Source organism: Massilia orientalis, assembly GCF_030411975.2.
GTDB classification, from domain to species: Bacteria; Pseudomonadota; Gammaproteobacteria; order Burkholderiales; family Burkholderiaceae_D; genus Telluria; species Telluria orientalis.
The window spans coordinates 135,944-162,788 of the sequence record NZ_JASNRB020000003.1; the positions used below are offsets into that span (position 1 = coordinate 135,944).

Below are 26,845 nucleotides of genomic sequence, written 5' to 3' on the forward strand. Positions count from 1 at the left end.
GCGAGAGTTTACCGGATGCCGGCGACGGCCGGGGCATCTGTTTTGCGGGGCGTGCGCGGACCGCCATCACGGACCAGGGTCCAGACGACGACCGCCGCCAGCACGTCGAACACGGCCAGCACGACGAACAGCGGGCTGTAGCCCACGTGCGTGACCACCACGCCGAACACCAGCGTGAACAGGGTCGCGCCCAGGTAGCCGGACATGCCGGCCAGCCCGGTGGCGGTCGCCACTTCGTTCTTGCCGAACACGTCGGACGTGATCGCGTACAGCGCGCCTGACAGCGTCTGGTGCGCGAAGCCGCCGATACACAGCAGGAAGATCGCGGTGTACGGGCTGGCCACGAGGCCGATGCAGCCCGGGGCGATCATGCACAGCGCGCCGAACGCGACGACCCATTTGCGTGACGCGAACAGGGAGACATTGAAATGCCGGTGCACGAACGGCGACAGATAGCCGCCCAGCACGCAGCCGATGTCCGCGGCGAGGAACGGCAGCCACGCGAACACCGCGATCTCCTTCAGGTCCATGTGGCGCTCCGTCGCCATGTACAGCGGGATCCACGCGTTGAACGTCTGCCACGCCGGCTCGGACAGGAAGCGCGGGATCGCGATCGACCAGAAGTTCCGGTTCCTGACGATCTCGCGCCACGACGCCCTCGCCGCGCTGTCCTGGTGCTTTGCCTCCTGGCCCGACAGGATGTGGTCGCGCTCCGCATCGGACAGCAGTTTCTGGTCGCGCGGGTGCTTGTAGAACACGACCCACAGCAGGGTCCACGCGATGCCCAGCCCGCCCACGATGACGAACGCCGACTTCCAGCCCGCGTGCAGGATCGCCCACACGACGAGCGGCGGCGCGCACAGGGCGCCGATCGACGAGCCGATGTTGAACCAGCCGATGGCGACCGACCGTTCCTTCGCCGGGAACCACTCCGTCGTCGCCTTGACGCCGGCCGGGATGCCCGCCGCCTCCGTCAGCCCGAGCAGGCCGCGGAAGAACGCCATGCTCTGCCAGCCCGAGGCCAGCGCGGCGCAGGCGCAGGCCAGCGACCAGGCGAACGCGAACACGGCGAAGCCGATCTTGGTGCCGATCGCGTCCAGCACGAAGCCGGCCACGGGCTGCATGACGGCGTAGCAGACCTGCCACGCGACGACGATGTACGAATACTGCTTCGTGTCGATATGCAGTTCCGCCATCATCGTCGGCGCCGCGACCGACAGCGTGTTGCGCGCCAGGTAGTTGACGATCAGGCCCAGCGTGACCAGCCCTACCATCCACCAGCGCATGCCCCTCATTTTGCTCATGTTGTCTCCTCCGGCGCCGTTTTTTGGGCGCGCAAGATCCCGGACCGCTCGGCGCGGAGGCGCCGGCGGTCTCTCTCGATCGGTTGTCGTCGTGTTTTAAGCCAGCAGTGCGCGGATGCCCTGCTGTTCGATGGCGCGCAGGTTCGCGGCCAGTTGCGCGGCCAGTCCCGGCACGGCGTTCAGGTCCCTGCCCCACAGCGCGGCGTGGCCGAGCCAGCCGTGCGCCAGGTCGTCCAGCGTCCATTCACCGCTGCCGACCTTGTCCCAGCCTGCCTTGAACCATGCCAGCGTGACCGCATCGTCCGCGAGGTCGATGATGCCGCCGCGGTACAGCACCATCGTCGCGGCCATGGCGAGCACGAGGCGGCGCGGCAGGCGGCCGTCGTGCAGTTCGGCGTAGCGCAGCAGTTGCGGCAGCACGCGCGCGGCGAACTTGCTCCAGCTGTTCAGGGCGATCGCCGCGAGCCGGTGGTGGATGGCCGGATTGCGGAAGCGGCGCAGCACGTCGGCGGCGAACGCTTCCAGTTGCGCGCGGTCCATCTCCAGCGCCGGGATGATCTCGTCGTCGATGGCCGCACGCAGGAACGCGCCCACCTGGGCGTCGTCGACGGCCGGACCGACCGCTTCCAGGCCCGCCAGCAGCGCGACCGGCACGAGGGTCGTGTGGCCGCCGTTCAGGATGCCGACCTTGCGCTTCTTGTACGGCGTGATGTCGTCGACGAGTTTCACGTTGAGATCCGCGCCCGCCAGCTTCAGCTCTTCGCCGACCGACGCCGGGCCCTGGATCACGAACAGGTAGTAGTACTCGGCCGCCACGAGGAACGGGTCCGCGTAGCCCAGTTCCTGCTCGACCTGCGCGGCGTCCGCGGCCGGGTAGCCGGTGACGATGCGGTCGACGAGCGTGTTGCAGAACGTGCAGGCGTCGCCGATCCACGCGGCGAAGCCGGCCGGCAGGTCCCACAGGCGCGCGTAGTGCAGCACGGCGTTCTTCAGCGCTTCGCCGTTCTTGTCGATCAGTTCGCAGGGCAGCAGGACGAGGCCCTTGTCCTGGGCGCCGCCGAACGCCTGGTAGCGGGCGAACAGCAGTTGCGTGAGCTTGGCGGGGAACGTCACCGGCGGCGCGTCGGCCTGGCCATCGGTGTCGTTGACGACGATGCCCGCCTCCGTCGTGTTGGAGACGATGAAGCGCAGGTCGGGGTTCGACGCCTGGGCCAGGTAGTCGGCGTACATCGTGGCCGGATCGATCTCGCGCTGCACGCATTCGACCTTGCGGTACTGCTTGACCGGCAGCCCGGCCTCGTCCAGGCCGCGCACGAGCACGGTGAACAGGCCGTCCTGCACGTCCAGTAGCGGGGCCGAGCTACCGCCGCGCGGGCGCACGACGACGACGCCGGCGTTCAGGCCCGTGCGCTCGTTGAGCAGGTCGATTTGCCAGTCGAAGAAACCGCGCATGAAATTCCCCTGCCCGAACTGCAGGATCTTGACCGGCAGTGCGAACGGAGTGGTACGACGAAGTTGAGTCATGGGTCTGCCCTTACAGCGAAATATCGCGTTTCCAGAAAATGAAGTCGTATTGCTGCAGCCGGTCGGCCTTGCACTTGTATTGCCCGCCCGCCGTCGCCACGACCATGTCGAACAGGCCTTTCGCCACGTCGGGCAGCGGCTTGCCTTCGATGATCGGACCGCAGTCGTAGTCGATCAGGTCGGACAGTTTCGCGGCCACGCGGCTGTTGCTTGAGATTTTCAGCACGGGCACGATCGGATTGCCGGTCGGGGTGCCGAGGCCCGTCGAGAACAGCACGACGTTCGCGCCGGACGCCACGATGCCCGTGACGGATTCGACGTCGCCCCCCGGGGTGCACAGCAGTGCCAGGCCTTGCTTGTCCGTCTGCTCGCCGTAGTCCAGCACGGAGACGATCGGCGACGTGCCGCCCTTCTTCGCCGCGCCGGCCGATTTCATCGCATCGGTGATCAGGCCGTCGCGGATATTGCCGGGGCTCGGGTTGTCGGCGAAGTGTGTGCCGACGGCCAGCGCGCGCTGTTCGAAGTCGCGCATCATGCCGAGGAAGCGGCGCTTGTCGTCGTCTTCCACGCAGCGTTCGATCAGCGACGACTCCACGCCGCACAGTTCCGGGAATTCCGCGAGGATCGACGAACCGCCGACGGCGACGACCATGTCCGACACATAGCCCATCGCCGGGTTGGCGGAGATGCCGGAAAAGCCGTCCGAGCCGCCGCATTTGACGCCGATCTTCAGGTGCGACAGCGGCATCGGCCGGCGCTGCACCTTGTTCGCGTCCTTCAGGTGCGTCAGGGTGTCCTGCAGCACCGCCTTCATCATCTTTTCTTCGCTGTCCCATTGCTGCTGTTCGTAGATCAGCACGGGCTTGGCGAAGTCGGGGTTCTGCTTCGCGAGGGCATCCTTGAACATGCCGATCTGCGCGTTCTGGCAGCCCAGCGAGAATACGGTGATGCCGGCCACGTTCGGGTGGTCGGCATACGCGGCCAGGATCTTGCACAGCGAGCGCGCGTCCGCGCGCGTGCCGCCGCAGCCGCCGTTGTGGGTGATGATGCGCACGCCGTCCACGTTCGGGAATGGGCGCACGACGGGCTTCGGCGCTTCCATGTCCTCGCCCAGCAGCTGGAAGGTGAGCGAGGCAAGATCATTGGTCGCATAGCCCAGCGGGCCTTCCAGCGCATTGCGCAGGTGCTCCACGTTGCGGTTCTCGCAGAACACGAGCGGGAAGATCAGCCAGTAGTTGGCGGTGCCCACGCGGCCATCCGCGCGCACGACGCCGTCGAACGTGGCGTCCTTCACGTCGGCGACGTCCGGAGGCGTCCACGTATACGGCTTCGATTCCCCGATCTCGACCTCGGACGCGTAATGCGCGAGGTTGTCCGTCGTGACGGCCTCCCCTTTGCGGATCGGCTGCGTGGCCTTGCCGACGACGACGCCGTACATGGTCAGCAGCTCGCCCTCGGCGAAGGCGCGGCGCGCCAGCTTGTGCTTGGTCTTGATCTTTGTTGCGACGAGGATGTTCTCCCCGTTCCACGTCACGACATCACCCGGCGCCAGGTCGGTCAGGGCGACCAGCATGCTGTCGTCCGGGTGAATGCAGATTACTTTTTGCATGGTTGCCCAATCAGAGCTTGAAGTAGTTCTTGGCGTTTTCGTAGCAGATACCGCGCACGATGGTCGCCAGCGCATCGTAGTCTTCCGGATACTCGCCGCTGGCGACCCATTCGCCCAGCTGGCGGCACACGAGGCGGCGGAAATAGTCGTGGCGCGGGTACGACGCGAAGCTGCGCGAGTCCGTCACCATGCCCACGAAGATGCCCAGCACGGAGTGGTTGCCGAACGCGAGGATCTGGTTCAGGTTGCCCAGCTTGTGGTCGTTGAACCACCAGGCCGGGCCGAACTGCACCTTGCCGGCCACGCTGCCGTCCTGGAAATTGCCGATCATCGTCGAAAGCACTTCATTCATCGCCGGGTTCAGGTTGAACAGCATCGTCTTCGGCAGCTGTTTACGGGAGTCGAGCGCCGACAGCAGCGCCACGAGGCCGTTACTGGTCGTCATGTCCGAGATCGAATCGAAGCCGGTATCCGGACCCAAAGTCTCCAGCATACGCTGGTTGTTGTTGCGCATGGCACCGATGTGGAAGCACATCGTCCAGTCGTATTTCGCATAGACTCCCCCGATCGCCTCCAGCAGCCCGCGCAGGTATTGCGCCTGTTCGAGGTCGCCCAGCAGCTCGCCGCGCATGCGCTTGGCGAACAGGCCGTCCAGCTGGTCGGCCGTCGCGGCGACGGTCGGCAGCGGGATGTCGATCGCGTGGTCGGAAATACGGCCGCCGCGCGCATGGAAGTATTCCACACGGTTGGCCAGCGCGGCGATCAACGACGTGAACGAATCGATCTTCACGCCGGCCACGTCGGAAAGGCGGGCCACGTATTGTTCGAAGCCCGGGTTATTGATGCGCATGGCCTTGTCCGGACGGTAGGCCGGCAGCACGCGGGTCTTCAGCGCCGATTGCGCGATCTCGGCGTGCTGCAGCAGGTCGTCGGCCGGGTCGTCCGTCGTGCAGGCGATTTCCACCTTGGCCTGCTCCAGGAACGTCCACGTGTCCATGCCGGCCAGCTTCGCGTTCGCCTGCTCCCAGATCGCTTCCGCGTTCTTCTCGTTGATGACGAGGTCGATGCCGAAGATGCGGCGCAGTTCCAGGTGGCTCCAGTGATAGATCGGGTTGCCGATGGCGAGCGGCAGCACCTTGCAGAAGGCCAGGAATTTTTCCTTGTCCGGGCGGTCGCCCGTGCAGTATTCCTCCGGCACGCCCGCCGTGCGCATCAGACGCCATTTGTAATGGTCGCCGCCCAGCCACAGCTCGGCGATGTTGCGGAAGGTCTTGCGCTCGGCGATCTCGCCCTGCTGCAGGTGCGAGTGGTAGTCGATGACCGGCAGGTCGGCGGCAACTTCATGATAAAGCTTGCGGGCGACGTCGGTGGTGAGGAGGAAATCCTGGTCCATGAAGGCGGTCATAGCGTGTAGCTCCTTGGTGGCTAAATCTGATATATCAGGATGGTAGGCCTAATATATTACCAGTGCAAGGACTTTGTGCCTTCGCGGCCGTTGGTGCGGATGTTATGCTTCGGTCATCGGCTCGTGATGCCTGGATACAACGGCCACGGCCATCACTACAAACATGGATCCAAGAATGCTCGACTCATTTTTTAAATTGCGCCAGAGCGGCACCGACACGCGGACCGAAATCCTCGCCGGCGTCACCACGTTCCTGACGATGGCTTACATCATCTTCGTCAATCCCACGATCCTGGGCGACGCCGGGATGCCGAAGGACGCGGTGTTCGTCGCGACGTGCCTCGTCGCGGCACTGGGCAGTCTCGTGATGGGCCTGTACGCCAACTACCCGATCGCGATGGCGCCCGGCATGGGCCTGAACGCCTATTTCGCCTACGCCGTCGTGCTGGGCATGAAGGTGCCCTGGCAGGCGGCGCTGGGCGCCGTGTTCGTGTCGGGCTGTTTGTTCATCCTCGTCTCCGTGTTCGGGCTGCGCGCGATGATCGTGAACGGCATCTCGCGTTCGCTGCGCGTGGCGATCACGGTGGGTCTCGGCATGTTCCTCGCGCTGATCGCGCTGAAGAGCGCCGGCATCGTCGTGGCCAGCCCGGCGACGCTCGTGCAGGCGGGCGACCTGCACAAGCCGGAGGCCATCATGGCCGTCGTCGGCTTCCTGCTGATCGTCACCCTCGACCGCCTGAAGGTGCGCGGCGCGATCCTGATCGGCATCGTCGTCGTGACGATCCTCTCGTTCTTCTTCGGCGGGAACACGTTCCACGGCCTCGTCTCGGCCCCGCCGTCGATCGCGCCGACCTTCGGCCAGCTGGACATCAAGGGCGCCCTCGGCGCCGGCATCCTCAACGTGGTGCTCGTGTTCTTCCTCGTCGAACTGTTCGATGCGACCGGCACGCTGATGGGCGTCGCCAGCCGCGCGGGCCTGCTCGTGGAAGGCAAGATGGAGCGCCTGAACAAGGCCCTGCTGGCCGACAGCGCGGCGATCGTCGCCGGCTCCGTGCTGGGCACGTCGAGCACGACCGCGTATATCGAAAGCGCGTCGGGCGTGCAGGCCGGCGGCCGCACGGGTCTCACGGCGTTGACCGTGGCCGTGCTGTTCCTGGCCTGTCTGTTCATCGCCCCGCTGGCAGGCGTCGTGCCCGCGTACGCGACGGCGCCCGCGCTGCTGTTCGTCGCGTGCCTGATGCTGCGCGACCTGGGCGACATCGAGTGGAACGACACGACGGAAGCGGTTCCGGCCGCGATCACGGCGCTCGTGATCCCGTTCACCTACTCGATCGCGGAAGGCATCGCGTTCGGCTTCATCACCTACGCGCTGCTCAAGCTGACGACGGGCCGCGCGCGCGAAGTCAAGCCCGTGATCTGGGTGATCGCCGCCCTCTTCGCCTTCAAGATAGTCTATATCGGCAGCTGATCACGCGGCGGCCGGCATCTGCCCGGCCGCCAGCAGCCGGGCGAATTCTTCCGCCGGCACGGCGCGGCTGAACAGCCAGCCCTGCACGAGGTCGCATCCGAGGTCGGCCAGCAAAGCCAGCTGGCCGGCCGTCTCCACCCCTTCCGCCACCACCGACAGCCGCAGGCCATGCGCCATCGCGACGACGGCGCGCGCGATCGCTAGGTCGTCGGCATCCGTCTCCAGGTCGCGCACGAACGAGCGGTCCAGCTTGAGGCGGTCGACCGGGAACCGCTTCAGGTAGTTCAGGTTCGAATAGCCGGTGCCGAAATCGTCGATGGCGAGCCGGATGCCCATCCCCTTCAGCCGCGCCAGCAGCGCGACGCTCTTGTCCGCGTCGGCCATCGACGCGCTCTCGGTCAGCTCCAGTTCGAGCAGGCCGGGTTCGAGCCCGCAGTCGTCCAGTACGCGCCGCACCGTGCCGACGATGCGCTCGTCGAACTGGTGCGCCGACAGGTTCACTGCCACCGGCACGACGGCCAGGCCCGCGCGCCGCCAGGCCTGCAACTGGCAGCAGACCTTGTGCAGCACCCATTCCCCCATCTCGACGATCAGGCCCGTTTCCTCGGCCAGCGGGATGAAGTCGTTCGGCGGCACGAGGCCGCGCTCCGGATGGCGCCAGCGCAGCAGCGCCTCCGCGCTGACGATCGATTTGCCGTCGACGGCGATCTGCGGCTGGTAATGGATCTCCAGCTCCTCGCGTTCGAGCGCACGGCGCAGCGCGTTTTCCAGCTTGAAGCGCTCGTTCGCGTCGCGGTTCAGTTCCGGTCGGTAGAAGGCGTAACGCTGGCCGACGCCGTCGGCCGCCTGGCGTAGCGCCGTTTCGGCGCCCCGCGCCAGCGTATCGTAGGCGACGCCGTCGTTCGGATAGATCGCGATGCCGACGCTCGGGGCGAGGTGGAATTCGTCGTGCTGGTACCTGTATGGTTGTCCCAGCGCGGCCAGCACGCGGCGTGCGCTCGCGGCAAGCTCGTCGGCGTCGGCGCGCAGCAGGGCCAGCGCGAACGCGCCTTCCGAAAAGCTGGCGGTCATGTCCTGGCTGCCCACCTCGCGCAGGCGCGCGGCCGCTTCCTGCAGAAGGGCCTGTTCCGCGCCGGGTCCCAGCGCCTCGCGGATCAGGGCCATGCGTCCGAAGCGCACGAGCATGAAGCCGAGCACGCGGCGGCCGGGCTGGGCCTGCACCTGGGCCTTGAGTTGGCGCAGGCGGTCGCGCAGCAGCTCGCGGTTCGGCAGCCCCGTGACGGCGTCGTAGTTGCTGGCATAGTGCAGCCGCTGTTCGGCGCCGCGCAATGCGGTGACGTCGATGCCGGTGCCGAGGACGAATTCGACGCTGCCGTCCTCGCGCCGCAGCAGCGTGTGCGTCCAGACGATGCTGCGCGAGCGCCCGTCGGGCGTCACCCATTCGCCCTGCAGCCGCGGCGGCTGCGCGTCCCCGGCCAGGCCCGCGAACATGTGCCGGACGACCTCCGGGTCGGCGGCGCCGCGCACCACCTCCCAGTAGTGCCGCCCCATGGCCTGCGCCGCGCGCCAGCCCAGCGATTCCTCGCAGGCCCGGTTGAACGTCACGATGCGGCCTTCCGGATCCGTCATGAGCACGAGCGTGCCGGCCGTCTCGACGATGGCGGACAGGCGGTTGCGCTCCGAGCGCAGCGCGTTCGTCCGTTCGACGACGAGCGCCTCGGCCCGCGTGTACAGGCGCGCGCGCTCGAGCGCGAGTGCGACCTGCTGCGCCACGCCGGCCAGCAGCTCGCGATCTTCGACACTGAATGCGTCGTGCCGGGCGCGCGCGTGCAATTCGCCGAGCCGGCGTGTCCCTGCGAGCAGCGGCAGGCAAAGCTGCCCCGGCTCCTCTCCCGCGCCGCCGTCCGCGCACGTGCGGGCGCCCGGCACGGGCCCCTCGCCCCGTTGCGCGAGCACGCGCGCGGCGCCGTCGGGCGCGGCGGTGCAGATGGCGGCGCCCGCGAGCGCCGGGAGCCTGATCAGGTGATCCAGCGCGGCGCGCGCCACGTCGGTCTCGCCGGCCGCCTCGTTCAGGGCGCCGGCGATCCGGCTCAGCAGCGCGAGCGAATCGACCATGCGCGCGAGGTCCGTGTTCAGGCGCTGGGTGTCCTCGTGGGTGGCGACGAGCAGGTCGTAGATGCGGCGCCGCTCGTCCGCCATCACTTCCAGCGGCCGCGCCGGGTCGCCCGCGTCGCGCCCTTGCAGGATGCGGCGCACGCGCTCGCGCAGCTGGCCGGCGTCGTAGGGCTTGGGCAGGAAGCCGTCGGCGCCCGCTTCCAGGCTGCGCACGATGTCCTGCAACGTGGTCAGGCGCGTCAGCAGCAGGACAGGCACGGCTGCCAGCGCCCCATCGTCCTTCAGGGCGCGGCACAGCGCATAGCCGTCCATGCGCGGCATGGCGATGTCGCTGACGACCAGGTCGGGCGCCATCTCACGCGCCATGCGCAGCGCGGCCTCGCCATCGGCGGCCACGCGCACGCGCGCCGGGCAGTCCGGGTCGTGCGCCAGCACCCGGGCCAGGTGTTCGGCCTGTGTCGGGCTGTCCTCCGCCACCAGGATTTCATAGGGTCCCCGGGCGTTCTCTCTCTTGTGCGTTGTTGTCATCTTGTTCGCGCCGCGTTTTTTGGGCGGTCGTGCCGTCATGTCATACAGTCGGTGGCCGGTGCACCGCACACCCCGGCCGTCAGAACTTGCATTGATATTAGCTAAGATGGCTAAGCATTAACATTCGTAGTAGGTCTGTCCATGACAACGAACGTCATTACGAGCGACCCGGTTCGGCGCCGGTTTGGCGCCGCCTGGCAGGGTTCCACTCCGGCGCGACACAATTCCGGGTAGGAAAACGCGAAGAAGTCTGTCGCGAATTCTATGACAATTGCTCGGACACATTGTTGCCTTCCGGCAACGATACGGATCAGCCGGCGAGCCCGTGCTGGAGCGCGTAGCGGATGAGGGCCGCGTTCGTCGACAGCCCCATCTTGCGGAAGATGCGGGTGCGATAGGTGTTGACGGAGCTGATGCTGATGCCCAGCTCGGCCGCGACCTGCTTGATCTGCAGTCCGGAACCGATCAGCGCGACGATTTCCGACTCGCGCGGCGTCAGGCTGTGGTGTGGCGGACGTCCGCCGGGCCGCGCTTCGAGCGCGAGCAGCTCGCCCACCCGCGGTCCCAGCCAAGTGCCGCCCGTGGCCGCGCGGCGCACCGCTTCCACGAGCTCGGCGGATGCCATCGCCTTGGAGACGTAGCCGAGCGCCCCCGCCCGCAGGGAGGCGAGCGCGAACTTTTCCTCAGCGTGCATGCTGAGGATCACGACCCGCAGGTCGGGAAAATGGCGCCGCAGTTCGGCGAGGCCGTCCAGCCCGTCGTAATCGGGCAGTGTCAGGTCCAGGATCACGACGTCGGGGTGAACCTGGGCGATGAGGGCGATCGCTTGCTTCAAGTCTGCGGCTTCGCCGACGATTTTTAGGTCGACGCAGGGCCGTACGATCTTCTTGATTCCTTCGCGGATCAGTTCGTGATCGTCGGCGATGACTAGCCTGATCAAAATGCTTCCTTCATACATGCACGCCGGTATGTCGGCAAAGAAAGCATTCTAGGCAACGTTTACGCACAATTGCAAACATAATCTTTGATCAGTTAACAATTGCACCAGATTTTGAGGCATTTCCCAAAGCAAATATGTAAATTTTCTACGCGAAAGTATTTCGTTCGGCGGTTTGGGCTACAATGGCGCCTCCGCCGGCAGGCTCGGCCTGCCGCAGATGATCCGTGAACGACAGGCTGCGCATCGCTCCCGATGGCGACGGAAGGCAGCCAACCCGATGCCTATGAAATCTCTGATGCTTTGTGTGCTGGCACTGACCGGCGCGGGGGCGGCGATGGCCGCTCCGGACGACCTCGACAGCAGCGTGCCGTCGTCCAGTTACTTCACCCAGGCGCCGACGATGGCGATACCGGAAGGCAGCAACTGGTACACGTCGGCGGAGCTGGGCGCGATCACGACCTCGGGCAATACCGAAGGCACGTCCGTGACCGGCAAGATCGATGCGCGCCACGAGATGGCCAACTGGAGCAACGAATACATCGTCAGCGGCTACTTCAAGGAAGACGTCACGCACAACGACGACGGCTCCACGACGCGCACCCGCTCGGCCGAGCGCTACCAGGTGTCGGCGAAGGCGGCGTTCAAGCTGCTGGAAGACGGCAACCGCGCCTTCCTGCTCGGCTCGCACGTGAACGACAAGTTCGGCGCCTATACCCGCTATTCGTCGGTCGGCGTCGGCTACGGCACCCAGCTCCTCAAGCGCGACAATGAAACCGTCGACGTCGAAGTGGGTCCGGGTTATTTCCACGGCGAGAACGCGGCCGGCGGCGTCGAATCCGGCATGACCGTACGTGGCGCGGCCCAGTTGCGCTGGCGCGTGAGTCCGTCCGCGGCGTTTTCGCAGAGCGTCAGCGTGGAACGGGGCACGTCGAACATGCACTCGATCGCCGAGACGGCGCTGTCCACCAAGATCAACGGCACGATGCAGATGAAGGCCGCGTTCAGCGCGCGCAGCGATACGAACGTGCCCGACAACAAGAAGAATACGGATACGCAGACGTCGCTGACGCTCGTGTATTCGTTCTGAAAACACAAACGGCCGGGATTTCCCGGCCGTTACTTTTTTCTTCCCCTGTGGCTTATTTGGCCAGGATACGCCCGCTCAGCTGGATCGTGCCCTGCCCCGTCGCCATATCTTCCCCGCCCGTGATGTCGCCGCCGCCCGTCGCCTTGGCGTAACGGCCGGTGCCGCCCGTGACCTGGAACGTCGCGTTGCTGAACACGAATTTGGTGCCCACGCCCGTCGGCACGAACTGGCCGCTGTAGTTAGCGAAGATCAGTTCGCCGGTCAGCGTGGTGATCAGGAATTTGCCTTCGCTGAAGGTGTACGACGTGCCGTTCGGCGTGATGCAGTCGGTGGCCAGGAACGTGACCTTGTTGCCGACCAGGCTGCTGGTGCCGAAACCGAGAATGGTGCCGCCGAAATTCGATGCACAGCGGGCCGACGGGCCCGGGATTTCCTGCAGCACACCGGACACCTTGAAGTCCTTGTACGTGGCCGGAGCGGCGGAAGCGCAGAACGCGGCAGACATGAGGACGGCGCCGGTGGCGAAACGCAGGACAGACTTGAGCATGAAGTTCTCCAAATAAATTGTTGAACCCGAATTTTAACGATCTGCTATCGTTTCGGGTGGACAATCGTGTATTTTATTGTAACTACTTTGGTAAATACGACACTTTCTGTGTCTATGTTTCAACACAATAGCCCATCGGAACGTGTCTTGGCGTAACGTGGCAGCACGTCTGCGAGATGCAGCCAGCGCACTTGCTGGGATGCGAAGGTATGGTCGGCCGGCGGTACCGCGTCCGGATCGTCCAGGCTGCAGGTGGTGACATCGATCTCGTCGGCGGCGCCCGCGCCGTGCCACGTCAACTGCGTGCCGCACTGGCCGCAGAACAGGCGTTCGACGCCGGGGCTCGATACGTTGCGGGACGGGCTGCCGCGCGTCCAGCGCAGCGCGTCGCGGCGCACGCTGAACCACGCGAGCGCGGGCGCACCGCTCGCGCGGCGGCAATCGACGCAGTGGCACAGCGTGGCGTTGAAAGGTTCTCCCGACGCCTCGTAACGCACCGCGCCGCACATGCATCCGCCCTGCAAGCCCATCGCCCTCTCCGGTCGTCGTGTCAGCGCGCCGTGGCCGGCGTCCCGCTGCTTGCCGGCGCCGTCAGCAGCAACGCGACGAGGCTGATGACGGACGCCGCGCTCAAATACCAGCCTACGGTCTGCAGGCCGTAGTTGGTCGCGAGCCATGTTGCCACGTACGGCGCGAGCGAGGCGCCCAGGATGCCCGCCAGGTTGAACGTCAGCGATGCGCCCGTGTAGCGCACCTCGGGCGGGAACATTTCCGAAAGCAAGGTGCCCAGCGGGCCATAGGTCAGGCCGATCAGGCATTGGCCCAGCACGAGGAACAACGCCACGAGCGTCAGCTGGCCGGAGCCGAACAGGGGGGCGAACAGCAGGCCGAACAGTGCGAGACCGACGGACACGAGGATCATCGCCGCGCGCCGGCCGTGGCGGTCGGCAAGCACCGCCGCGATGGGGATCGTGAGGCCGAAGAAGACAATGGCGCCCAGCTGCAGCAGCAGGAAGGTCTGGCGCGAGTAGCCCAGCGCGGACGTGCCCCAGCTCAGCGCGAACACGGTCATCAGGTAGAACACGACGAACGTGGCCAGCGCGGCGAGCGTGCCCAGTACGAGGGCGCGCGTGTGGTTCGCGAACACGGCCGCGACAGGCAGCTTCACACGCTCGTTGCGGTCGAGCACGGCCTGGAAATCGGGCGTTTCCGTGATCTTCAGGCGCACGTACAGGCCGACCAGGACGAGCAGCGCGCTCGCCAGGAACGGGATCCGCCAGCCGTAACGCAGGAAATCGGCATCGGACAGGGTCTGCGACAGCAGCAGGAACACGCCGCTGGACAGGAAGAAGCCGATCGGTGCGCCGAGCTGCGGGAACATGCCGTACCACGCGCGCTTGCCCGGCGGCGCGTTTTCCGTCGCCAGCAGCACGGCCCCGCCCCACTCGCCACCCAGGCCGAGGCCCTGGCCGAAGCGGCACAGCGCGAGCAGCAGCGGCGCCGCCGTGCCGATGGTGGCATAGGTCGGCAACAGGCCGATGAAGACGGTGGACAGGCCCATGGTCAGCAGCGCGGCCACGAGCGTGGCCTTGCGTCCGACGCGGTCGCCGAAGTGGCCGAACACGGCCGAGCCGACGGGGCGCGCGAAAAAGGCGATGGCGAACGTGGCCAGCGACTGGAGCGTGGCCGCCGCGGCATCCCCGGCCGGGAAGAACAGCTTCGGGAACACGAGCACGGCGGCCGTGGCGTAGATATAAAAGTCGAAGAACTCGATGGTGGTGCCGATGAGGCTGGCGAACAGGACGGTCGCCGGGCGGTTCCGTGGGGTGTGCGTCGCGGTACCGGTCATGCGGCACCGGCCTGCGACAACGCGTCGGCGAGCTCGCTGCTCGCGACCGGGCGCACGACGCGCGCGACTTCCTGGCCATCCTTGAGTACGACGACGGTGGGCCACAGCTTCACCTTGAACGAACGGCCCAGCTTGCGTCCGGGGCCATCCTCGACCTTGATGTGCCGGACGCCGGGGTAAGGTGCGAGCGCGTCGTCGATGTGGCTGGCCGCCGCCTGGCAATAGCCGCACCAGTTCGTGCCGAAGTCGAGGGCGACCACGCCGGGCAGCGCGTCGATGGCGCTGCGCTCGGGCTGCGCCGTGTCATAGGGTTTGCTCATGCATGTCTCCATGTTGTCGATCACGCTAGCCTACAACAAAACATGCCATTGGAGTGAGTCTGGACCGCTTTTATGGCGGCCACAACGTGAAACACCGAACGGAATATGGCCGGGACCGGTGGCATCCTGCACTTGTATCGACCAAGGAGGCCATCATGTCCGATAACCTGCAAAACCGCGGCCAGCAGGACCGCTCGCGCATCAACCTGCATGAAAAATGGGAAGTCCAGTATTGGACCAAGGAGCTGGGCGTGACCGAGGAAGAGCTGGCGAAGGCCGTCGAGGAAGCCGGCAGCAGCAGCGCCGAGGCGGTTCGCCAGCACCTGCGCGGCACGCGGCACTGATCCTGTAAGCACTTTGCCCGACGCCCGCCCGGCCCCGCCGGCCGGGCGCTCTTCTTCGCGCGTGCTCCCGCGTAACCCGTCCTTTCGAAAGGAGCCCGATGACTATCCGCGGCTATTTCTCCAATCTCGACATCAGCTGGACCAATGCGGCCGTGGCACTTGCCGCGGCCGTCGTCAGCTTCATCGCCATCCACGGCGCCGTGCGCCTGTTCCGCCGCCGTCTCGACCAGGTCGACGACGAGCGGGCCCATAAACCCATCGTCGACGTCCTGCGCCACACGCTCGCGCGCACCAGCAACCTCGCCATCCTCGCGACCTCGATCCTGATCGGCGTGTCGATGCTCGACCTGCCGCCGCCGTGGAACCAGCGCATCGGCCACCTGTGGTTCATCACGCTCGGCGCGCAACTTGCCCTGTACCTGCACCACGCGATCGCCGTGACGGCGCGGCGCTACTTCCGCGTGCACGGCAAGGGCCTGGAAAACGACCAGGTCACCGTCGCGCACACCTTGATGATCTGGGCGCTGCAATGGAGCGTGTGGACCGTGTTCCTGCTGGCGATGCTGTCCAACCTCGGCATCAACGTGACGACGTTCGTCGCGAGCCTGGGCATCGGCGGCGTGGCCATCGCGCTGGCCGTGCAGAACGTCCTCGGCGACCTGTTCGCCTCCCTGGCGATCGCGACCGACAAGCCGTTCGAAGTGGGCGACGCGATTTCGGTGCCCGAATTCTTCGGCACCATCGAGCACGTGGGGCTCAAGACGACCCGGATCCGCGCGCTGTCGGGCGAGCAGATCGTGATCGCCAACGCGGAGCTCCTGCGCAAGACGGTCCACAACTTCAAGCGCCAGAACACGCGGCGCGTGCAATACACCCTGCGCATCAATCCCGCCACGCCGCACGAGCTGGCGGCGCAGCTGCCGGAGCGGGTGAGCGCCATCATCTCGGCCAGGGACAAGGTGAAACTCGACCACGTCAACCTGACGACGATGGACCAGAACTACCTGGAATACGACATCGTCTACAACCTGACCAACGCCAACTACGGCCTGTACCTGCAGACCCAGCAGGCCGTGCTGCTGGAGACGATGCAACTGCTGCGCGACCTGGACATCTCGACCGCGCCGCGCGCGCAGGAACTGCTGCTGCAGCAACCGGCCGCCAACGACGGCGGCGCACGCCGTCCTGACGGTCGGACGACGCCGCAGGCCCGGCCCATGCATTGATCGCCGGAACCGGACGCCGCCTTCCACGTCTGCAAGGCGGCCGTGCAGCACATGAAGCCCGGGTCGTCGATCATCAACACGACGTCGATCAACTCGGACAATCCGAAGCCGACCCTGCTGCCGTATGCGACGACGAAGGGCGCGATCGCCAACTTCACGGCCGGCCTCGCGCAGCTGCTGGCGGAACAAGGGATACGCGTGAATTCCGTCGCGCCGGGGCCGATCTGGACGCCGCTGATCCCGTCGACGATGCCGCCGGACCAGGTGGAAAGCTTCGGCCAGCAGGTGCCGATGAAGCGGCCGGGCCAGCCGGTGGAAGTGGCACCCGTGTACGTGATGCTGGCGTCCGGCGAAGCCAGCTACATTTCCGGGGCGCGCATCCCGGTCACGGGCGCCCCCCCTATCCTGTGATCACGCATCGTTCGGCGGCGGCAGCGTGATGCCTTCCTGCTGCAGTTCCGGCTGCGGCGGCGCCGGCGGTTCATTCTCGGGCGGCTGCGGCGTGTCGGGCGGCGGGCCGCCTTCCTGCTGCATGTCGCCGCCCTCTTCCACGTCTTCCTCGGGCGGCGGCTCCGCGTGACGCGTCACGGGTTCGGGTTTGCGCCCGCCCGGGAACAGCGCGTCGGCGCTGACCTTGCCGCTGTCGAGCGCGGACTTGAAGAAGTCGCCCACGAGCAGGATCGCGCTGTGCCCTCCCTGCCCCCAGTAATTCGACCGCATCGTCACGCGATTGTCGTTGAAGCCGACCCACGCGCCCGCGACGAGGTTCGGGTGCATCATGATGAACCAGCCATCCGCGTTGTTCTGCGTGGTGCCCGTCTTGCCGGCCACGTCGGCCGTGATGCCGAAGCGGTAGCGAATGCCGGTGCCCGTGCCGCGGTTGATCACGCCGCGCATCATGTCGATCAGGGTGATGGCCGACTCCTGCGACAGCACCCGCTGCGGCGTCTGCGACGCGAAATCGGCGATCACCTGGCCGTTGCGGTCCGTGATGCGGCGCACGAACACCGGCTTGCGGTACTCGCCCTGCGCGGCGATCGTCGAATACGCGTTGACCATCTCCAGCAGGGTGACCGGGCTGGAGCCCAGCGCGATCGACGGCACGGGCGCCAGCTTGCTCGTGCGGACGCCCAGGTCCTGCGCCAGCTTGACGACGGGCGCCACGCCGATGTCGCGCACGACCTGCGCCGTGATCGTGTTCTTCGAATAGACGAGGCCATCGCGCATGGTCAGCTGGCGGCCCGTCGTGCCGCTGTTGTCCGTCGGGCGCCACACGGTGCCGTCGTCGAAGCGGATCGTCGTGACGGCGTCCAGGTAGGCGTGCTCCGGCGCGATCCCCTTCTCCAGCGCGGCGGCGTAGACGATCGGCTTGAACGTGGAGCCGGGCTGGCGCGCGGCCTGGGCCACGTGGTCGTATTGCTCCTTCTCGAAGTCGCGGCTGCCCACCCACGCCTTGATCTCGCCCGTCGTCGGGTCCATCGCGAGGAAGCCCGCCTCCAGGCGCGATTTCGACGCCTTCAGCTGGCGCATGAAGTTGCGGTCGGCCTTCAGCTTCTTCAGGACCGCGACCGGATTCTCGCCGCCGTCCACGGCCTTGCGGTAGTCGGGCGACTCGCGGATGAACGTCTCCAGCAGTTCGCCGTGCGACTGCCAGTAGTATTCGAACGGGTTGACGCCGTCGCGCATGTCGACATAGGTCTGCGTGGACGTCGCGTTGATCGGCCAGGAATGGGCCCAGTCGACGTCCGCGATGGCCTGCAGCGCGCCGGCCTGGCGTTCGACGGCGCGCTGCGCGGCCTGCTGCAGGTCGTAGTCGAGCGTCGTCTGCACGACGAGGCCGTCCTGCTGCAGGTCGGCGTCGTGCTTCTCGGCCCAGTCGACGAGCCAGCGCCGCACATAGGCCGTGAAATGGTCGTCCTTGCCGTTGCGCTCCGCCATGCGCGCGAAATGCAGGCGCAGCGGCCGTTTCACGAGCTGGCGGTACTTGGCCTCGTCGAACGCGCCCGCCTTCAGCATCTGCCCCAGCACGACGTTGCGGCGCGCGAGCGAACGTTCCGGGTTCGTGACGGGGTTGTAGTAGGCCGTGCCCTTCAGCATGCCGACGAGCGTGGCCGCTTCCGTCTCGTTCAGCTGGGCGGCCGTCTTGTTGAAGTACGTGTGCGCGGCCGCCTCGATGCCGTAAGTGTTGTACAGGAACGGGACGGTGTTCAGGTAGGCTTCGAGGATTTCCGTCTTGCTGTATGTGTTCTCGATCTTGAAGGCGGTGATGAGTTCCTTCAGCTTGCGGTTGATGTTGCGCGCGCGGCCGATCTCGTCGCGGAACAGGTTGCGCGCAAGCTGCTGGGTGATCGTCGAGCCACCCTGCGCATCGCCCTTCAGGTTGGCGACGAAGGCGCCGGCGATGCGGGTGAAGTCGACGCCGTGGTGGTCGTAGAAGCGGTGGTCTTCCGTCGCGATGAGGGCATTGACGACGTTCGGCGACACGGCCGACAGCGGCACCTTCATCTGGATGCCCTGCTCGAAACTGGCCAGCTGGCGGCCGTCGGCCGAGACGACGACGGTGGGCCGCGCCACGCGGGCCTGCTTGACGTCCTCGATGCCGGGCGTGAGCGGAAACAGCAGCGCGATCCAGACCGCGAACAGCGTCGCGAGCAGCAGCGCGAGCCCGGCGGCGATGTACAGCCAGCGCAGATGCGGCGGTTTGGTCATCAGGTGCCCGTGCGCCCGCGCATAGGCTTCCCTGGCGCGGGCCCCGGCGCGGTCGATCATCCTGCGTTCACGTCCGTTCCAGCCCTTGCCGTCGTTATGGTCTTCCACTCTCGTTTCTTCCTGTCAGCTAGCTTGTCAATGGCGGCACAAGTATAGCCGACGGCCCGCCGACTTTCGGTTAGCGCACGCTCATACCGTTCGCGTCGTGCGGTATCATGTGGCGCCCCGTGCGCAGCAGCCGCTCGACCTCGGCGCCGGACGCCGCCTGTGCATACACGTGCCCCTGCACCTCGTCGCAGCCGCGCCGGCGCAGGTAGTCCAGTTGCGCTTCCGTTTCCACGCCCTCGGCGATCACGCGCATGCGCAGGCCGCGCGCGAGCTCGATGATGGCCGCGACCATCGCCGCGTCGTCCTCGCTGAACGGGATGTCGCGCACGAAGCTGCGGTCGATCTTGAGCACGTCCACGGGAAAGCGGCGCAGGTACGACAGGCTCGAATAGCCGGTGCCGAAATCGTCGATCGACAGCTGCACGCCCATCTGCTTCAGTTCGCGCATCGTGCGGATCGCGCTTTCCACGTCGCCCATCACGAGGCTTTCCGTGATCTCCACTTCGAGGCAGGCGGCGGACAGCCCCGTCTCGTCCAGCACGCGGGCGATCTCGCGCACGAGATTCGGGTCGGCGAACTGGCGCGCGGACAGGTTCACCGCGATGCGCAGGTGGCCCAGTCCGGCGTGCTGCCACGCCCGGCTCTGGCGGCACGCCGTGCGCAGCACCCAGGCGCCGATGGGGACGATCAGGCCGGTCTCCTCGGCCAGGTTGATGAAGCGGTCGGGCCGCACCATGCCCATGCTCGGATGGCGCCAGCGGATCAGCGCCTCCAGTCCGACGACGGCGCCGGTCACCAGGTCGACCTGCGGCTGGTAGTACAGCTCGAATTCGTCGTGCACGAGCGCGCTGCGCAGCGCGCCTTCCAGCGCGAGACGTTCGCGGGCGCGGGCATTCATCGTCGGCATGTAGAACTGCACCATGTTGCGGCCCAGTTCCTTGGACCGGTACATGGCCACTTCCGCGTGCTGGATCAGGGTGGCGGCGTCGGTGCCGTCGGCCGGGAACGCGGCCAGGCCGGCGCTGCCCGTGAGGACGAGGTCCTGCCCATGCAGCTCGAGCGGGTGGGCGAGCGCGTGCAGCACGGCGTTGACGGTGGCCGCCGCGTCGGACTCGTTGTCGCGGCCCGGCAGCACGAGCACGAATTCGTCGCCGCCCGTGCGGGCCACGGTGTCCGTGCGCCCGACGGCCGCGCTGATGCGCTGTGCGGCGGCCTTCAGCAATTCGTCGCCGGCGTCGTGGCCCAGCGTATCGTTGACGAACTTGAAGTGGTCGAGGTCCAGCGCCGCCACCCACACCGTGGCGCGCCCGGCCGCGAGGTTGATCGCGTTGTCGATGCGGTCGTGCAGCAGCGCGCGGTTGGCGAGGCCCGTCAGCGTGTCGAAGCGGGCGCGCGCCTCCAGTTCGGCCTCGTAGCGCTTGGCCATCGTCACGTCGTACTGCGCCATCACGAAGTGCGTCGTCACGCCGTCCTCGTTGTTGACGGGCGCGATATACACCTCGGCATACATGTCCTCGCGGCCGCGCCGCAGCAGGCGCATCGACACGTGGCCCTCGCGCCGCTCGCGGATGGCGGCGCGCAGTTCGGCCACGCCCGCCTGGTCGGGTTCGCGGTTCCCCATGTCGAGCAGGCCCCGCCCGGCCACCTCGGACGCCGTCACGCCGCGCATGCGTTCGAACGCCGGGTTCACGTACTCGATGGGGTAGCCGGGCCGCGTCGCGCTCACGAGGATGATGGCGTTCGCGCTGGCGTCGATGGCGCGCCGGTACAGCCGCAACGCGTCGAGGGCGTCGTGCAGGTCGGCCGTGCGGGTTTCGACGAGCGCCTCGATGCGGCGCGTGCGCTTGACCCGGCTTTGCACGTACGCGGACGTGGCGATGCTCACGAGGCAGCCGAGGACGAGCGCGATGAGGGCGCCGGCGCTGCCCGCCATCTCGCTGGAGCGCCCGGTGACGCGCAGCTCCCATGGCATGCCGGCCACCTCGAACGTGTGGCGGTTCGTGAAGACGGCCTCGCCGAGCCACGCGTGCCAGGCGGGGCGGTTGGTGCGGTCGAGCGCATCATGGAGGTACGCGCGTTGCGGGCCGTCGAGGCCGCGGCCCGTCAACTCGATTCGGAGGCCATTGCGCACCAACATGTTCGAGTTCGCGAGCGTCGTGCCGACCAGCGTGGCGACGTCGATTACCACGGCCGTGTCGCCCAGCGCCGCAGCGCTGCGCGCGGCCGCATTCGTGAGCGGCGCCCCGCGCCGGTAAACGGGCATCATCAAGAGGAAGCCGAGATGGTCGCCGCGCTGCAGCAACGGCAGCATGAGGCTGGACGCCGGCTGGCCCGTGTCGATGGCGCGCATGAACGTGGAGCCCTGCTGGGCGAACGAAAAGGCGTCGTAGCCGAGCGTGACCTCGTTGCCCGCCACCGGCTCGATGTAGTCGACGACGAGGTAGCGCGGGCGCGGCGCCGCGCGCACGAGCGTGACCTTGTTCCCGTTCACGCGGCGTTCGCGGATCTCGAAGCCGGGCCGGAAGCGCTGGTTCTCCGCCTCGAACGCGGCGCGCTCGTGGTTCGCCACCATGCGGTGGAACACGACGGCCTGCAGGTACGGGTGGCTGGCCAGCAGCGGCCGGGTGAAGGCGCTGAACTCGTCGCGGCTGGCGACGCCGACGGAGGCAAACAGGGCGTTGGCTGCCCGCAGCACGTCGAGCGCATCGCCGAAACTGCGCGTCACGGTGGCGTTGCGGATTTCCGCGCGCTGCAGGAATTCGGAGCGGGCCCGTTCGCGTTCCGCGTTGACCATCCCGACGACCAGCACGGCAGTAAGACCCAGTCCCGCCAGCAGTGTCAGCACCGCGGCAGGAGTCGGGGGCCGCGCGCGGGCGCGGCCGGGGCGCACTTTCCGTGTCAGCATGCCCCATCCTAGCGCATTTGGACATGCGGGCGTGGGTTATTTCCGTGCCGCTTCAGTCTGCCTTCGGCGGCTGTGCCGGCTCCACGTGCGGGGCCGGGATGCGGCCCAGCTGGAGCCGCGCGAGCGTCGGATAAAGAGGCGGACTGATCAGGCGTGCGACGGCGAATGCGATCAGCGCGCACGCCATCAGGCTCAAAACCATGGCGTGGCCGTCCACCATTTCCATCACGATGATGAACGCCGTCAGCGGCGCCTGCGTGGCGGCCGCGAGAAAGCCGACCATGCCCAGCGCGATCAGCGCCGGCACCTGCATGCCGTACAACAGCAGCGCGACGTCGTTGCCGAACGCGGCGCCGATCGCGAGCGACGGCGCGAAGATGCCGGCCGGGGCGCCGGACCATGTCGTCAGCCACGTCGCGAGGAATTTGAAGGGCGCATAGGCGAACGGCATTGCCGCGCTGCCCTCCACCATGGTGCGCGTGGTGGCGTAGCCGGAACCGAACGCGGCGCCGCCCGTCGCGATGCCGATCAGGGCGACACCGAGGCCGCACGCGGCCGCGAACAGCACGGGCCGGCGCGCGCGCCAGCGGCTGACGCGGTCGGGACTGGCGCCGGACAGCGACGCGATCATCAGGCGCGAGAACAGCCCGCCGGCCAGGCCGGACAGCACGGCGACGAGCAGGCCCGGCAGCAGGAGGTCCATGCCGATGGCGGGCGCGTGGATGACGCCGAAATACGCGCCGTTGCCGTGCGCCGAAACGGCGACGAGGCCCGCCAGCACGATGCCCGCGATGATCAGGCCGCTGGAGCGCTGTTCCGGCGCCCGCGCCAGTTCCTCGATGGCGAACATGACGCCGCCCAGCGGCGTGTTGAACGCAGCGGCGATGCCCGCCGCGCCGCCGGCCACGAGCAGCCCGTGGACGCCGACGGCGCTGCCGGCGGGGATCAGGCGGCGCGCCTGCAGCATGACGCCGGCCGCGATCTGCACGGACGGCCCTTCGCGTCCGAGCGACAGGCCGCCCAGCAGGCCGCCGGCCGTCAGCAGGATCTTGGCCACGGACAGCCGCAGCGAGACGAACAGGCCGCGCTCGGCCTCGCCGACCTTCGTGTCGAGCGTGGCCATCACCTGCGGGATGCCGGAGCCGCCCGCGCCGGGCGCGAAGCGGTGCGTGCACCAGACGACGGCGGCGGTGCACAGCGGGGTCCAGACGAGCGGGCTCCACCATGCGAACGCGCGCAACGCGGCGAACCCGCCGTAGGCCGCCTCGGCCAGCCAGGTGAAACCGACGACCGTGAGGCCCGCCGCGGCGGACAGCAGGACGACGATGCCGCGCACGGTCCACAGGCGCCAGTCGCCCAGTTCACGGCGCAGGTCCGGCGCCGTGTTCATGGTTTGACCCGCTTTCGATATGGTTGCCTGGATATCATATTCCGGCGGCCCTTCGGGTTTTCCGCTATCATTCTTGCATGTCCTCGTCTTTCGAAACCAATGCGGCTTCCGAGCCGTCCGCGGCGCCGTCCACCCGCGTGCTGCGCCAGTTCCGCGTCGTCTTCAATTCCGTCAAAACCCATTTCCGCCAGGTCGAGCGCGAAGCGGGCGTCGGCGGCGCCCAGCTGTGGGCACTGTCCGTCATCGACCGCCGTCCCGGCATCGGGGTGACGGACCTGGCGCGCGAGCTGGACATCCACCAGTCCACCGCCAGCAACCTGATCAAGAGCCTCGTCGAGCGCCGCCTCGTGGCCACGAGCCGCGAAGGCACGGACCGTCGCAGCGTGTCGCTGCGCATCCAGCCGGCGGGCGCGGACGTGCTGCGCAGCGCGCCCCTGCCCTTCACCGGCGTGCTGCCGGACGCCCTGTCCGCGCTCGATGCCGACACGCTGGCGCGGCTGGAACACGACCTGTCCAAGCTGATCGCCCTGCTCGAGGCGGATGAAACCAGTGCGAACGTGATGTTGTCGCAAATGTAAAAAAGAAGCCCGCGGCAAGCCACGGGCTCCAAGAGATACATTGTTTCCTCATCGCTGATCGCGAAGGCTGCAACAGCAACCCCGCTCACAGGTCCATTGTCACATAAAACGTGTATTGAAGGCAATCACATTTGTGGCAATACATCAGACCTGCGGTACGGCGCAGCGGGAACGCCGGCCCTCCACCGTGCAGGTATTACGTTCCTTGCCGTCGCGGTCATGGACGATCACGCGCCACGCCTCCGGCCCCGTCCTCTCCATTGTCATGAAACCGAAGCCGTCGATCCAGGAACTCATCGCCTCGAGCACCGCACCCGGCGCCGGCGGCTGCCCGGCGGGCGGCGTCTTCGGCAGCGGGACGATGTCTTCCGCCGTGCCGGCGAAACCCGCCACGAACTGGGTCGGGTGATCGCTGGTAAAACTCGTCTGCTCCCACAGGTGCACGTGGCCGGACAGCAGGACGTCGATGGTCGCCGGCAGCAGGCGTGGATCGAGCGCGCCGAACACCTGCGTGAGCCCGGCGTCGCCGCCGAACAGCGTGACGGCACCCGTGCGCGCATCGCGCGACGCGCCGTAGGCGTACAGCGGATGGTGGTCGACGGCGATGTTGTAGCGCTGGCGGCGGGCCAGCCCCGCGATCTTGCGCCACGTGTCCGTGTAGCGGGCGATGGCCGGGTCGCCCGGCTTGAATCCGCGCCAGTTCGTGTTCGCGCTGTCGAACACGATCAGTTGCGCGCCGCCGCCCAAAGGCACCGCATACGGGTCCGCGTAGTCTGCCCGTTCGTCCGTCGCCGGGTCGTCGCAGTTCGCGGCCGGGTCGTAGGCGTGGGTGTCGAGGAAGCGCCACCATCCCTGCCCGCCGCGCGCGCACGACTCATGGTTGCCGCGCGCGATCACCCACGGCGCCGCGGCCAGCAACGTGCGCGCGGGCGCGAAGAAATCCGCGTTCCACGCGTCCCAGCCATAGCCGTACGGACTGCCCGCGCAGCCGGGACGGTCCGCCGGACACGGGTCTTCGCGATAATGAAAATCGCCCACGTGCACGACGAGGTCCGGCTTCCACGCGGCCGCACTCGCGGCCACGCGCGCGAACGGGTACGCCCGCGGGTCGTTACAGTCCTGGAATTCCTTGCCCTTCAGGCGGCAGCCCGTGTCCCCGATCACGACGATGCGTGTCGGCTCCGCCGCGGGCAGCGGCAGCGGCTGGCCCGCCACGCTCACCTGTTTGACGCCGGCTGGAAGCGGGGTCTCGCACGACAGCACCGGGGTCGACACGGCATCCGCGTGATGACTCGCGCTGTGGTCCTTGCCGCGCAGCGGGATCGGGCCATGCGGGGCACGCACGGCCATCGTCGCCGTGCGGCCGTCGATCGTGATCGCGGGGCAGGTGGCAGCGGTGGTGACGGCGCGGGCGATCGGGGCGCCCTCTGCGCCCAGCACGACGAAGGCGGCATCCGGCCGCGGTTCGGACGGCAGGCTCGCGCAGCCAGCCAGGACGGCGGCGACGGCGAGCGGCCGGAGGATCGGATGGATCATGAATGGTCCGGGCAAAGTCGGCAATCTACCATAGGCGAAATCGGTATGGGCGGCCGGCAATCTGTACCTGAACGGCATCAATGGCCGGCTCTACTACGTGAAGGCCGCCTACGCCAGGTCATGCCGCGCGGTAGCGTACGCCGTCCCTTCCCTTCGTCCCGCTATCATCGTCGTATCGATGCGTGACGGAGGACGAGGATGCAGCGCATACCGATGTGGGCGCAGGCCGGGTTCTGGGGACTCGTGGCCGGCTACAAGTTCGATGTGCCGCGCCGGCTGATCACCGCGATCATGGCCTTCGGCAGCGGCGTCCTGATCTCGGCCCTGTCCTTCGAACTGATCGCGGAAGCCTACGACCGGGGCGGCTTCAATTCGATGGCGGTCCGCTTCCTCGGCGGCGCGGCCGTCTACACGGTGGCCAACTGGATGCTGTCGCGCAAGGGCGCGATTCTCGCCATGCTGGTCGACACGATGATCCCGGAAGCCTTCGAGGTCGCCCATGACTTCGCGGGCCTCATCACGGTCGCCGGCTTCCTGGCGGCGTTTGCGCTCGGCAAGCTGGGAGGTTGACCTGCCGGCACGCTATCGATCTGCGCTCCGTTCCCTGCACGCGGCGGTCAGGTTGTGCGCGATACTGTACTGGATCATGTCGCTCAGGCTCTCGCAGTGCAGCTTGGCCATCGCCCGGGCCTTGTGAGTACTGATCGTCTTCACGCTGAGGTTGAGCGCCGCAGCGATGCGGCTCACGCGTCGGCCGCAGACGAGCATGGCAAACACGAGATATTCACGGTCGCTGAGCGACTCGTGCGGCGCGGCCTCTTTTCCTTCCCACATGTGCAATGCGACTTCTTCAGCGAGTCGCTCGCTCATGTGGATCTTTCCCGCGCTCACCCGGCTTGCGGCCGTCAGGAGTTCGACTGCGGGTCGGCTTTTCATCACATATCCCTTCGCGCCACAGCGGATGGCGCGCATGCCGAAGTGCAGCTCGTCGAGCTCGGTATAGACGAGGACGTGGGCACGCGGCGCGACAGCGCGGATCTGACGCAGGAACGTCTCCTCGCTTCCAGCTGCGAGTACCGGATCGACGAGGACGATGTGATATTGCTCCATTTGCAATTTACTGATCAGGTCGGAACGACTTGTTGCCTCGCGGACCACTGTATCCCGCGACTCCTTGGCAAACAGCGTACACACGCCGAGCCGCATCGTCTCGCTTCGATCAGCCACCAGCATCTGTATCATGTGGCCTCCGTATGGTTAATGGGTAGAAATGTTTAAGTAAACACATCCATGATTAACCAATTGTCACCGTAGGTCAATTTACCGTTTTGAAATTGATTCTCACCGATATTC

General features: G+C 67.1%; 21 protein-coding genes and 1 pseudogene. 7 read left to right on the forward strand and 15 right to left on the reverse strand.

Going from position 1 to position 26,845, the window contains the following annotated elements; all coding sequences use genetic code 11:
- Positions 1-8: 8 nt before the first annotated feature.
- From QPK29_RS04925 to uxaC, 4 genes are all read right to left on the reverse strand, one after another.
- On the reverse strand, positions 9-1,304 hold the full coding sequence (locus tag QPK29_RS04925) for an MFS transporter (protein WP_371770347.1): 1,296 nt from the start codon (positions 1,302-1,304) through the stop codon (positions 9-11).
- Between the two features lie 96 nt (positions 1,305-1,400).
- The gene (locus tag QPK29_RS04930) at positions 1,401-2,828 is read right to left on the reverse strand and encodes a tagaturonate reductase (protein WP_371770346.1); all 1,428 of its coding nucleotides are present in this window, start codon (positions 2,826-2,828) and stop codon (positions 1,401-1,403) included.
- Positions 2,829-2,838: 10 nt separating this feature from the next.
- Positions 2,839-4,437, reverse strand: coding sequence for a UxaA family hydrolase (locus QPK29_RS04935; RefSeq protein ID WP_056132799.1), 1,599 nt, complete (start codon positions 4,435-4,437; stop codon positions 2,839-2,841).
- Positions 4,438-4,447: 10 nt separating this feature from the next.
- Entirely contained in the window at positions 4,448-5,842 is a 1,395-nt protein-coding gene (uxaC, locus tag QPK29_RS04940; protein WP_371770345.1) for a glucuronate isomerase, read from the reverse strand.
- 175 nt (positions 5,843-6,017) lie between these two features.
- Here uxaC and QPK29_RS04945 point away from each other — a divergent pair, with 175 nt between their 5' ends.
- Complete coding sequence (locus tag QPK29_RS04945; RefSeq protein WP_200948765.1) at positions 6,018-7,310, forward strand: NCS2 family permease; 1,293 nt, start codon at positions 6,018-6,020, stop codon at positions 7,308-7,310.
- On the opposite strand, the gene QPK29_RS04950 is transcribed toward QPK29_RS04945, so the two are convergent.
- A complete protein-coding gene (locus tag QPK29_RS04950) occupies positions 7,311-9,953 on the reverse strand; it encodes a GGDEF/EAL domain-containing response regulator (RefSeq protein ID WP_371770344.1) in 2,643 nt (880 codons plus the stop codon). It lies immediately after the preceding gene.
- Between the two features lie 310 nt (positions 9,954-10,263).
- Positions 10,264-10,911: a response regulator gene (locus tag QPK29_RS04955; protein ID WP_160410385.1), complete on the reverse strand. Its 648-nt coding sequence runs from the start codon at positions 10,909-10,911 to the stop codon at positions 10,264-10,266.
- 277 nt (positions 10,912-11,188) lie between these two features.
- Here QPK29_RS04955 and QPK29_RS04960 point away from each other — a divergent pair, with 277 nt between their 5' ends.
- Positions 11,189-11,980 carry a DUF481 domain-containing protein gene (locus tag QPK29_RS04960; RefSeq protein WP_229411961.1) on the forward strand — a complete coding sequence of 264 codons (792 nt, stop codon included), beginning with the start codon at positions 11,189-11,191 and terminating at the stop codon, positions 11,978-11,980.
- Positions 11,981-12,032: 52 nt separating this feature from the next.
- Here QPK29_RS04960 and QPK29_RS04965 read toward each other — a convergent pair whose 3' ends face one another.
- The 4 genes from QPK29_RS04965 to QPK29_RS04980 all read right to left on the reverse strand — a co-directional run bounded on the left by QPK29_RS04965 (position 12,033) and on the right by QPK29_RS04980 (position 14,696).
- Complete coding sequence (locus QPK29_RS04965; RefSeq protein WP_056132814.1) at positions 12,033-12,527, reverse strand: hypothetical protein; 495 nt, start codon at positions 12,525-12,527, stop codon at positions 12,033-12,035.
- A gap of 119 nt (positions 12,528-12,646) precedes the next feature.
- Complete coding sequence (locus tag QPK29_RS04970; protein WP_056132817.1) at positions 12,647-13,057, reverse strand: GFA family protein; 411 nt, start codon at positions 13,055-13,057, stop codon at positions 12,647-12,649.
- Positions 13,058-13,077: 20 nt separating this feature from the next.
- A complete protein-coding gene (locus tag QPK29_RS04975; protein ID WP_056132822.1) occupies positions 13,078-14,376 on the reverse strand; it encodes an MFS transporter in 1,299 nt (432 codons plus the stop codon).
- A complete protein-coding gene (locus tag QPK29_RS04980; RefSeq protein WP_056132825.1) occupies positions 14,373-14,696 on the reverse strand; it encodes a thioredoxin family protein in 324 nt (107 codons plus the stop codon). The genes QPK29_RS04975 and QPK29_RS04980 overlap by 4 nt, the downstream gene beginning before the upstream one ends.
- Before the next feature lie 155 nt (positions 14,697-14,851).
- Here QPK29_RS04980 and QPK29_RS04985 point away from each other — a divergent pair, with 155 nt between their 5' ends.
- The 3 genes and pseudogenes from QPK29_RS04985 to QPK29_RS04995 all read left to right on the forward strand — a co-directional run.
- Positions 14,852-15,040, forward strand: coding sequence for a DUF3606 domain-containing protein (locus tag QPK29_RS04985; RefSeq protein WP_056132828.1), 189 nt, complete (start codon positions 14,852-14,854; stop codon positions 15,038-15,040).
- Between the two features lie 98 nt (positions 15,041-15,138).
- A complete protein-coding gene (locus QPK29_RS04990) occupies positions 15,139-16,266 on the forward strand; it encodes a mechanosensitive ion channel family protein (RefSeq protein WP_371770342.1) in 1,128 nt (375 codons plus the stop codon).
- Between the two features lie 15 nt (positions 16,267-16,281).
- Positions 16,282-16,677: pseudogene (locus tag QPK29_RS04995) on the forward strand (SDR family oxidoreductase); the annotation flags it as partial.
- On the opposite strand, the gene QPK29_RS05000 reads toward QPK29_RS04995, so the two are convergent.
- From QPK29_RS05000 to QPK29_RS05010, 3 genes are all read right to left on the reverse strand, one after another.
- Complete coding sequence (locus QPK29_RS05000; RefSeq protein WP_371770341.1) at positions 16,678-19,083, reverse strand: penicillin-binding protein 1A; 2,406 nt, start codon at positions 19,081-19,083, stop codon at positions 16,678-16,680.
- 70 nt (positions 19,084-19,153) lie between these two features.
- A complete protein-coding gene (locus tag QPK29_RS05005; RefSeq protein ID WP_371770340.1) occupies positions 19,154-21,988 on the reverse strand; it encodes a bifunctional diguanylate cyclase/phosphodiesterase in 2,835 nt (944 codons plus the stop codon).
- 52 nt (positions 21,989-22,040) lie between these two features.
- The gene (locus QPK29_RS05010; RefSeq protein WP_371770339.1) at positions 22,041-23,378 is read right to left on the reverse strand and encodes a chloride channel protein; all 1,338 of its coding nucleotides are present in this window, start codon (positions 23,376-23,378) and stop codon (positions 22,041-22,043) included.
- 77 nt (positions 23,379-23,455) lie between these two features.
- Between QPK29_RS05010 and QPK29_RS05015 the strand changes: the two genes are divergently transcribed.
- Positions 23,456-23,956, forward strand: a complete 501-nt coding sequence (locus QPK29_RS05015) for a MarR family winged helix-turn-helix transcriptional regulator (protein ID WP_056132840.1) — start codon at positions 23,456-23,458, stop codon at positions 23,954-23,956.
- Between the two features lie 144 nt (positions 23,957-24,100).
- Here QPK29_RS05015 and QPK29_RS05020 read toward each other — a convergent pair whose 3' ends face one another.
- Positions 24,101-25,492, reverse strand: coding sequence for a metallophosphoesterase family protein (locus QPK29_RS05020; RefSeq protein WP_371770338.1), 1,392 nt, complete (start codon positions 25,490-25,492; stop codon positions 24,101-24,103).
- A gap of 198 nt (positions 25,493-25,690) precedes the next feature.
- Between QPK29_RS05020 and QPK29_RS05025 the strand changes: the two genes are divergently transcribed.
- Positions 25,691-26,062: a ZIP family metal transporter gene (locus QPK29_RS05025; RefSeq protein ID WP_371770337.1), complete on the forward strand. Its 372-nt coding sequence runs from the start codon at positions 25,691-25,693 to the stop codon at positions 26,060-26,062.
- A gap of 12 nt (positions 26,063-26,074) precedes the next feature.
- Here QPK29_RS05025 and QPK29_RS05030 read toward each other — a convergent pair whose 3' ends face one another.
- Positions 26,075-26,734: a LuxR C-terminal-related transcriptional regulator gene (locus QPK29_RS05030; protein WP_371770336.1), complete on the reverse strand. Its 660-nt coding sequence runs from the start codon at positions 26,732-26,734 to the stop codon at positions 26,075-26,077.
- Positions 26,735-26,845: the final 111 nt, after the last annotated feature.